Source organism: Methylocystis sp. sgz306128 (assembly GCF_056032725.1).
On record NZ_JBVYWO010000011.1, the window covers coordinates 90,957 to 99,960 of the forward strand.

The 9,004-nt window shown below is 55.3% G+C and carries 9 protein-coding genes and 2 tRNA genes; 7 read left to right on the forward strand and 4 right to left on the reverse strand.

The window, feature by feature from the left end:
* Positions 1-74: 74 nt before the first annotated feature.
* The 4 genes from AC0N03_RS14580 to AC0N03_RS14595 all read left to right on the forward strand — a co-directional run bounded on the left by AC0N03_RS14580 (position 75) and on the right by AC0N03_RS14595 (position 2,851).
* Positions 75-1,163: a Ppx/GppA phosphatase family protein gene (locus tag AC0N03_RS14580; protein ID WP_474289543.1), complete on the forward strand. Its 1,089-nt coding sequence runs from the start codon at positions 75-77 to the stop codon at positions 1,161-1,163.
* On the forward strand, positions 1,160-1,879 hold the full coding sequence (locus AC0N03_RS14585) for an RlmE family RNA methyltransferase (RefSeq protein WP_474289544.1): 720 nt from the start codon (positions 1,160-1,162) through the stop codon (positions 1,877-1,879). Before AC0N03_RS14580 ends, AC0N03_RS14585 begins: the two co-directional genes overlap by 4 nt.
* Before the next feature lie 92 nt (positions 1,880-1,971).
* A tRNA-Glu gene (locus tag AC0N03_RS14590) sits at positions 1,972-2,046 on the forward strand.
* Between the two features lie 61 nt (positions 2,047-2,107).
* Positions 2,108-2,851, forward strand: a complete 744-nt coding sequence (locus AC0N03_RS14595) for a sulfite exporter TauE/SafE family protein (protein ID WP_474289545.1) — start codon at positions 2,108-2,110, stop codon at positions 2,849-2,851.
* On the opposite strand, the gene AC0N03_RS14600 is transcribed toward AC0N03_RS14595, so the two are convergent.
* Entirely contained in the window at positions 2,848-4,476 is a 1,629-nt protein-coding gene (locus tag AC0N03_RS14600; protein WP_474289546.1) for a SulP family inorganic anion transporter, read from the reverse strand. The genes AC0N03_RS14595 and AC0N03_RS14600 overlap by 4 nt on opposite strands.
* A 133-nt stretch (positions 4,477-4,609) precedes the next feature.
* On the opposite strand from AC0N03_RS14600, the gene AC0N03_RS14605 reads away from it, so the two are divergent.
* Complete coding sequence (locus AC0N03_RS14605) at positions 4,610-5,839, forward strand: MFS transporter (RefSeq protein ID WP_474289547.1); 1,230 nt, start codon at positions 4,610-4,612, stop codon at positions 5,837-5,839.
* Positions 5,840-5,930: 91 nt separating this feature from the next.
* A tRNA-Arg gene (locus tag AC0N03_RS14610) sits at positions 5,931-6,007 on the forward strand.
* Positions 6,008-6,191: 184 nt separating this feature from the next.
* On the opposite strand, the gene AC0N03_RS14615 is transcribed toward AC0N03_RS14610, so the two are convergent.
* The 3 genes from AC0N03_RS14615 to AC0N03_RS14625 form a co-directional block, all read right to left on the reverse strand.
* On the reverse strand, positions 6,192-6,395 hold the full coding sequence (locus AC0N03_RS14615; RefSeq protein ID WP_474289548.1) for a hypothetical protein: 204 nt from the start codon (positions 6,393-6,395) through the stop codon (positions 6,192-6,194).
* On the reverse strand, positions 6,370-6,837 hold the full coding sequence (locus AC0N03_RS14620) for a DUF5681 domain-containing protein (protein WP_474289549.1): 468 nt from the start codon (positions 6,835-6,837) through the stop codon (positions 6,370-6,372). Before AC0N03_RS14620 ends, AC0N03_RS14615 begins: the two co-directional genes overlap by 26 nt.
* 309 nt (positions 6,838-7,146) lie before the next feature.
* Positions 7,147-8,349, reverse strand: coding sequence for a rhamnan synthesis F family protein (locus tag AC0N03_RS14625; RefSeq protein ID WP_474289550.1), 1,203 nt, complete (start codon positions 8,347-8,349; stop codon positions 7,147-7,149).
* 152 nt (positions 8,350-8,501) lie between these two features.
* Between AC0N03_RS14625 and rfbC the strand changes: the two genes are divergently transcribed.
* On the forward strand, positions 8,502-9,004 hold a 503-nt coding region (gene rfbC / locus AC0N03_RS14630), incomplete at its 3' end, for a dTDP-4-dehydrorhamnose 3,5-epimerase (protein ID WP_474289551.1).

Genomic DNA, 9,004 nt, shown 5'->3' on the forward strand with positions numbered 1-9,004 from the left:
AAGCTGTTGCACAACTTGGTTTTTACCTGCCTGCGCCCCGGCCAGGCAGGGAGGTGGTTTGTGTGACAAGAAAGATGAATGATTTGAATCAGGCGTGCCTTGGCGCGTCCGGTTCAAATGGCTCCGGCATTGCCGTGTCTGATGAACGGGCTCGCCTCTTTCCGGCAAGCACGAAGAATGTCTATGCGGCTCTGGATCTCGGCACCAATAATTGCAGGTTGCTCATTGCGCGGCCCAATCAGGACGGGTTTCGCATTGTTGATGCATTCTCGCGCATTGTGAGGCTGGGTGAAGGTCTGTCGCAGACGGGACGTCTGAGCGAATCCGCGATCGAGCGCACATTGTCTGCGCTTTCCGTATGCAGCGACAAGATGAATCTGCGCGGCGTTACCCGCGCGCGGCTGATCGCCACCGAAGCCTGCCGCACAGCCGAAAACGGTCAGGAGTTTCTTGATCGTGTCTTTGACGTGACCGGGCTGCGGCTTGAAATTATCGATCGCGAAACAGAGGCGCGGCTTGCCGTGGCCGGATGTTCAACTCTGGCTGATCCCGACGCAGAATCCGTTCTGATTTTTGATATCGGCGGCGGCTCTTCGGAAATTATCTGGCTCGAACGCGAGCCGCTCGCACCAACGAGCGGCCGCTTGCGCGCATGGGCATCGTTGCAGATGGGCGTTGTCTCTCTCGCCGAGAAATTCGGCGGCATGCATGTGACGCCCGAAACCTATGAAGCCATCGTCGCGCATGTCATGGAAAATATGGGCGATTTCATCGAGGCAACAGCGGATTTGCGCCGCTGCGGACGTTTTCATCTGCTCGGAACATCGGGTACGGTGACAACCATAGCCGGAATTCATCTCAATCTGGCCAAATATGACCGGCGGCAGATCGACGGCCTTTGGATGAGCGACGACGAGGTTCAGGAAGCGATGCAGCGGCTGAAGGCCATGTCCTATGCCGACCGGGCTGGCAACGCCTGCATCGGGCCGGAGCGGGCCGATCTGGTTCTGGCGGGTTGCGCCATATTCGAGGCCATACGGCGTGTTTTTCCGGCCGGACGCACACGCATTGCCGACAGGGGATTAAGAGAGGGCATTTTGACGCAAATGATGCGAATGGACAGGGTCTGGGGTCTTGGCAATATCGGGGGAGCGCAGTCTTGACGCAAAAATCAGGCACGGGGCGGGAAGGCGGACGCTCGCTCAAGGTGCGCGTGAAGACAGCCCGCAAGCGCTCGCTCTCTTCAACGATCTGGCTGGAACGCCAATTGAATGACCCCTATGTTGCCTTAGCTAAGCGCGAGGGATATCGCTCCCGCGCCGCCTTCAAATTGCTGGAGATGGATGACAAATACCATCTCTTAAAGCCGGGGATGAGGATCGTCGATCTTGGTGCGGCGCCGGGCGGCTGGTCGCAGGTAGCCGCCAAGCGCGTCAACTCAATTGGCGAAGGAACTGGGCCTGTGGGAAGGGTCGTCGGCATCGATCTGCTGGATATCGATCCGATTCCAGGGGTGGAATTCACCGTGATGGATTTTCTTGATTCGTCAGCGCCGGAGCGCCTGCGCGCTCTGCTTGGTGCCAATGGCGAGGAGATTCGCGCCGATGGGGTCATCTCAGATATGGCTGCCAATACGACCGGCCATAAAAAGACCGACCATCTCAAAATAATTTCGCTCATCGAACTGGCGGCCGATTTTGCCCGCGAAGTGCTGGCTCCCGGCGGTTTTTTTATCGCAAAAGTGTTTCAGGGCGGCACGGAGGGCGAGCTTTTGGCCAATCTGAAGCGGGATTTTGCCGTGGTGCGCCATGTGAAGCCCGCAGCCAGCCGTGCGGGCTCGGCGGAGCTTTACGTGCTTGCCACGGGTTTTCGGGGTTAATGTGAAAATATTGTCATTAGCGCTTGCCACAATGCGTTCATGCCAGTATACGAACCAACGTTCGCGGACGTAATGGTTCGTGACGGTGCGGAGCGGCGTTCGTCTATCGGTTAGGACACCAGCCTTTCACGTTGGTAAGAGGGGTTCGATTCCCCTACGCCGCGCCATTCACCCTTTGATCAGTCAGTTTCCATTTATGGTCTCTCCTCAAGTTGAAGGCTGCATTTCATGGCCATGATGATTGTGCTCTTTCTGGCAGCATTGTGGGCCGGTGCGCAGAATGCTTTGGCCGGAGGCGGGTCGTTTATCACTTTGCCGGCGCTGATTATCTCTGGACTTGATCCGCGCGCCGCGAATATCGCGTCTACCGTCGCGCTTTTCCCCGGGCAGATATTCACCGGTCTATCCGGGCGAAAGATGGTTTCAGGCACGGCAAGCCTGCCTTTTTATGTCCTGTTTGGCCTGAGTATCGTCGGCGGTGCCGTCGGTGGCATTCTGTTGCTGGCCACACCCGCGTCATTTTTTGCCCATCTCGTGCCCTATCTCGTGCTATTTGCTACTGTCATGTTCGGCTGGGGCAGCTTTGGCCCGAAGGCAAGCCATGCGTCGAAGGATCTCGGCCCGGTCGGCACCGCTGTCGCTCAGTTTCTGATCGCGATCTATGGCGGATATTTTGGTGGCGGAATTGGGTTCCTTATGCTCGCTGCGCTGACAATGGCTGGTCTGCCCGTGCGCAACGCCGGGGCAACGAAGAACATGCTCGCCGGCGTCATGAATGCTTCCGCCGTGGCCATTTTCATCTATTCGTCGCCCATTGCCTGGCCGAAGGTGCTCGTGCTGGGTGTCGGCGCCATCATTGGCGGGCAGGTTGGCGTCTGGGCGCTGAAGCGGGTGAACGAGCGCGTATTGCGTATCGCCATAATCGGCATCGGCGTGCTTTTGACCATCGGGCTCTTTTACCGCAGCAATTAGGCGGGGCGTGGCGTCGTCAGGCTTCGCCGCGCCAATGCCACCGTATCGGCAACGCTGACGCCGCGTATGTCCGTGGCTCCGAGTGCACCTTCATCATAGCGCGTCAGCAACTGCACTATGTCGCCATGAACGCGGGCAAAGAAGAGCTGTTTGCCCGATTTATCGAGTTGCTGTTTGAACTCGTGCAGAACATCGGCGGTTGTGCTGTCAAAATCCGGGCTTTCCTCCAGACTGAGTATGACGGCACGCACGGATGATCCGGCGCTGAGCGTGGCGCAGTGCTGGAGTATTGCATCGGCATTGGCGAAAAACATCGGCCGCGCCGGGCGAAGCACCAGAATTTCGGGGTCCTGTCGGGCATCGGGGTAGTGGCGCAGATCGACATAATCGTGGCTGTCGCCCAACTGGCCCAGAATGCTCACTTTGGGCTGGGCGAGCCGCCTAACCAGCGCAAAGAGCGAAAGGCCGATGGCGATCAGCATGCCATACAGCACGCCAAGTGCCAGAACCGCTATTGCCGAGGCGATGACGACATATTGATCGCGGTTGATGTCCCATAATCTGAGGATCGGGCGCGGGTCCAGCGCGTGCAGAAGCACAGAAATGACCACTGCCGCCAGAACCGCTTCCGGCAGGCGCCCGATAATCTCTGGTATAAGCAGCATGAGACTGGCGAATGCCAGCGCCGCGATGACCCCCGCAAGGCGTGAGCGCCCGCCCGAGGCTTCGTTGGCCGACGAGGCGGAGAAACCTGCGCCTACCCCCAGCCCCTGAATAAGACCCGCGGCTATATTGGCAAATCCCAGCGCCAGAAGCTCCCGGTTGGCATCTGTCTTGTCGTCGTGGCGGAGCGCGAGAGTTCTGATGGAGCCCCAGGATTCCGCAAAAATAATCAGAAAGAGCGGCGGCGCCAGTTGCGCCAGACTAAGCCACTGGTCAAATGAGAGCAGGGGAATTTGCGGCGTTGCAAGCGGCAGCCTGATGAGTCCGACCAGATGAACGTCATAGGCCTGCAAGGGCAGGGCATATGCTGCCAGAATGCCAAATATGATGACAAGTAGTGCCGATGGCAGGCCATGTACACGCCGCAAGGCGACAAGCAGCGTCAGGGCGGCAATGCCGAGCAGCGTCGAGACGTGATTCCATTCGGCGACGCGCTTCAGGCACTGGTACACAACCGAGATTGGCGTGCCGCTGATATGATCTAAGCCGACAATCAACGGAATTTGCTTGATGATAATGGTGAGGGCTAGACCGAAGGCAAAGCCCCGAAGAACCGGTCTTGATACGAAGGAGGCGAGCGCGCCTAGCCGCGCAAGGCTTGTTGCGACGAAGAGCACGCCGCACAACAGCACCAGCCCGGACATTGCGATGATCTTCTGATCTGGCCCGACAAAGCCAAGCGACAGGGCCGCAGCCGCAAGAATGGCTGCTGCTGACGAGGTCGGCGCGACAATGGCATAGCGGCTGCGGCCCAGCAGTGCATAGACCACAAGTCCGATCAGGCCGGCCATGATCGCGTGGGCCGGGCCGACACCGGCAATCATGGCATAAGCGATGGATTCCGGCAGCAACACGCCTGCTACTGAAATTCCCGCAAGAATGTCCCAGCCAAGGCCCGGCAATTGAAATCCTCCATAGGTTCCAGCGCACAGTGCCGTTTTGTCTTGGCGAGGGCAATCATTTTTGCCATTGAGAACAGGGCTGGATTTGCCGTGAGTCGGGCCTTATCCTTCTGGTGTAAGGCGAAATTCCCGCATGTCTTCTCTTGTTTCAGAAAATTCTCTTTGGCGTAAGCCGAGCATTGTCCGCTTCCTTTCGGTGCGGGTGCTGATGGCTTTTGCCGCGCAAATGCAGGATGTGGCCATCGGCTGGCATATGTATTCGATTACGGGCAGCGCCCTGAGCCTTGGTCTTGTAGGTCTGGCGCAATTTCTTCCCTTGCTGCTTTTTGTCGGCCTTGCCGGTGATACGGCAGATCGCAGGGACCGGCGCCGCATTGGGATGGTGTGCAATATTGCCCAGACCGGATGCTCTCTGGCATTGCTGGGCTTTGCCCTGATGCCGGGCCTTGGCGTCTGGCCGATATATTTGTGTCTGTTCGCGCTTGGCACGGCAAGGGCTTTCAATGCGCCCGCAATGTCGGCAATTTTGCCTAATCTCGTCGCCAAGGAGGAATTTTCCCGGGCTGTAGCGGTCAATTCGTCGGCCTTTCAGGTTGCAACTATTGTCGGGCCGGCGGCTGGCGGGTTGCTTTATGCTCTGATGGGAGATGCCATTTTTATTCTTCCGGCTCTTCTTTTTGCCAGTGCGGCTCTGATAATGGCCGGACTGCCCGAAGTGCGGGCTGTATCGAGCGAGGCGCATCTCACGACGATGCAGCGTGTCAGGGCTGGCGCACGCTACGTGTTCAGCAATCCCATTGTTCTGGGCGCGCTCTCGCTCGATCTTTTCGCGGTGCTGCTCGGCGGCGTAACGGCGCTGCTGCCGATTTATGCGCGCGACATTCTGATGATCGGCCCCGGCGGGCTGGGAATGCTGCGCGGTTGTCCGGCGATCGGCGCGGCTCTGACCGGCATTTTTCTGGCCTATGTGCCCCTGCGCCGCAGGGTGGGGCGATTGATGCTGGTGTGCGTGGCGGGCTATGGCCTTGCAACCATCGTCTTTGCCCTGTCGTCCAATTTTGCGGTTTCGGCCTTGGCCATGATTGCTCTGGGCGCGTTCGATATGGTGAGCGTTGTCGTCCGCCAGACATTGGTGCAGATCGCAACGCCCGATGACATGCGCGGCAGAGTTACGGCCATCAACTTTGTGTTCATCGGAGCGTCCAACCAGCTGGGCGAATTCGAATCGGGTTTCGCGGCCTATTTTATGGGTGCCGTTGGCGCGGCGTTGCTGGGCGGGGTTGGCACGCTGCTTATTGTGGCGCTCTGGGCCCGGCTGTTTCCGCAACTGCGCCGTGCCGACGGTTTTGAAGGGCCAGCCTAGGGCCGCAAGATGAATTTGGCGCGACAGGCCAGTTTTTGGGGTTTGGCTGTTGCCGGCTCCGAGCGAATAAGCTATTCAAACATCATAACAGGCACCCGTAGCTCAGCTGGATAGAGCGCTGCCCTCCGAAGGCAGAGGTCACAGGTTCGAATCCTGTCGGGTGCGCCAATATTTTCAATAGTTTAGCAAAATTTTTCCGAACTGGCAAAATTACCTAGCTAGCAGATAGCTAGCAAACTTTTTCCTTAATCGATTCGATCACGGCTTCTGGCGTTGATGTGAGATTTGTGCAAATGCCTGGTCACGTGGGTACGATGGACCAGGAAAAGATATCTGGCGGGATAAAACTGCTCTAAATTTTGGCAATCTTTATCAGCCGTTGGAACTGCGGACGATCCTTTTCATGGAATGTTCCGGCTATCTGCGCTTCGAGCATGATACGTAAGCGATCGCGCTCATCTGACGATAATCTGGTGAAATCAAAATCGTCCGTGATGTGTCGTTTTGGCAGTTGTACCTGCGCGATGCGCTTAGCCAATATCCTTGATCTGACCATGGTGTAAATGCTCCTCAATCAGCTTGATGCGCATGGCCAGTTCATTGGCTTCGAGAGCTTTGACAAAGGTATCGACTAAACGCGCCAACTCATTGGCTTCCGCCGGCGTAATCTCGCTCTCGGCAACTGCTCGGAGGATCGCCCGCATCGCCGCCACGGCATCGCCCGCTTCATTCAGATGCGGTAAGTCGAAAGCAACCGTGCGATCTTTTCGCGCCGGGGCAATACGATCCAGCACCAATCTGACGGCGGCAATATCCCCGTCTAAGGCCTTGCTGATGGCCACCTGACCAATGGCCTCGCCTTGACCTTCCAGCAAGGTTTCAATTGCCAATGTCGTCCGGTTTCGCGCGCCCTTGGGTTTCCCGGCGGGATTGCCCGACTGACCCGGCTGGAAGGGCCGTCCTGGTCCTCGCTGTTTTGCTGTTGAATTTGCAGCCATCGCCGCGTCTCAAATTCATTTCGATACCGTAACAAATATCATAATTGGCCGTTGCGTTCAAATCTTATTCGAGGGCGCTAATCAACGAGCACTGTTTACATTGGCCAATGCACGCATTCCCTGTCTTTGGGAGAGGGGTCCTACAATTTTCAATTGGTCTTGATTGCCATCAGATTGGCCAACTGAGCCCTTGATTTGCGACAATTGCTCGTGCTGAACGAGTTGGCTTGCCACTCATTGCCAACTCGACGATCGTGTGGTGCGTGCCGAGTTCACCAAGTCCATCCGGATAAGCGCAACAGGTTTCATTTAAAAATCGAAGAAATTCAGTCCATCTATTGCATTAATGATGAAGCCAGAAAGCAGAACCGCAACAGCGAATACACGTTCGAGAGCGTGCTCTAACGCGCCATCGTTGGCGCCGCGTTCTGCGTCGAAACGTTCACTCAATTTCAGCTGCGCGAGTTTATTAAGAGCACTTCGGCGCACCCAAAACATCGTACCCTCAAAGAAATTTGGCTTGATTTCTTGCGGATCGCCACCGAGTTCGCGAATAATCTGTGTCATTTGGCTAAAATTCGCTTTCCAGAATATGCCAAAATCCCTTTTTCGGTTGAGATGAAAGGCTTTGGAGCCGATCATTCCCAGTTTGGGTTCGGTGCGAAAGCGTTTTACGATATGCGCGATCACATTTGGTGCGACCAAAAGATCAAATAACATGCGACGACGGCAAATATCACCGAGATTTCCCGAAGGGTCGTTGGCCAATGATCTTTTGCCGTGGATTTTGCAGACTAAATCATAGGGGGCCAATGTTCCGTCTTCCAAAAGGCGCAGAAAAGGTCGGACATCACGACCGCGATTTTCAAACACTTTGATTTGCGCTTGCGGAAAGTCGGCCTTCATTTGTGCTATCAGTTCTGTTCGGTCAGAAACAGTGGTTATGAACAGATCGTACCGATAACTGATATGGCGCAACACCTCCGCCAATTCTGGCCAAGTTTCAGGATAATAGACATGCACAACGACGGCGAGCCAGGTTGAAGGAGTTGAAACTTCACGTGGCTTTGCCAGCTGGACAGCGTTTTCGCCCCAGCCAATGATTAATTCTGGATGCTGCTTAATTGTTAATGAATCGAGTCGTGATCTAAGTCGTGTCAGGAGCTTGTTGGTGCGGATTAACAGCTTCTTAGTGTGTTCGGGCCCATCGAACAAAATTTTGCCGGAACGAAACTTGAGAATTTTCTTCGCTTTGAAAGTGGTTAACGCACGCAGGCGCGCGCCAAGACCTTTCCGAAATGACAAAATCTGGATTTCGAAATCATTACTGTCGAAACCTATATTCGTTGCTCCAAAAAAACTGGGCACAAATATAAAGCTCGCTTTTGTGCCATTAAGTAAATTTATATATTCTCCACCGGAGTCCGAGTTAATATTTAACTTTAGAACAGGAAATAAGAAGGGATCACGTTTTGATTTAAGCTCAAAAGCTTTAATATTTAATTCGAGCACAGTTATTTAATTCCTATTTACTTTTATGAGGAGCAAATTTGCCAAATTTATTGGATGTGCTTCTTTGTGCATTCAAAAATCTATCGTCCGTCATTTTTAAGCCGCATTTTTAACACATGTCAAATTTCAAATGAAGAATGGGTCGGGGCCTAATGGTCGTTTTGTTAAAAAGCAAAAGATTTAACGACAGCCGGGGCTGGTTCAGCGAAACCTATAATCAGGCGCAGCTTGAGGCGGTCGGCATATGCTGCGGCTTCGTGCAGGATAATCAGTCTTTGTCGCGCGCCGCAGGTACGGTGCGCGGTCTGCACTTTCAAACTCCACCCTATGCGCAGGATAAGCTCGTGCGCTGCATCCGCGGCCGGATATTCGATGTTGCAGTTGATATACGCGCTGGCTCCCCAACCTACGGCAGATGGGTAGGTGCGGAATTATCGGCCGAGAATGGGGCGCAGCTTTTCGTTCCTGCCGGGTTTGCCCATGGCTTCATGACGCTGGAGCCGGATACCGAAGTTGTCTACAAAGTTTCCGAATATTACGCCCCCTCGCATGACGGCGGCTTGTTCTGGAATGATCCCGACATCGCCGTTCAATGGCCGCTGGCGGCGGGGCTGGCCCCTGTTTTGTCCGCCAAGGACGAAAACCTCCCCAGATT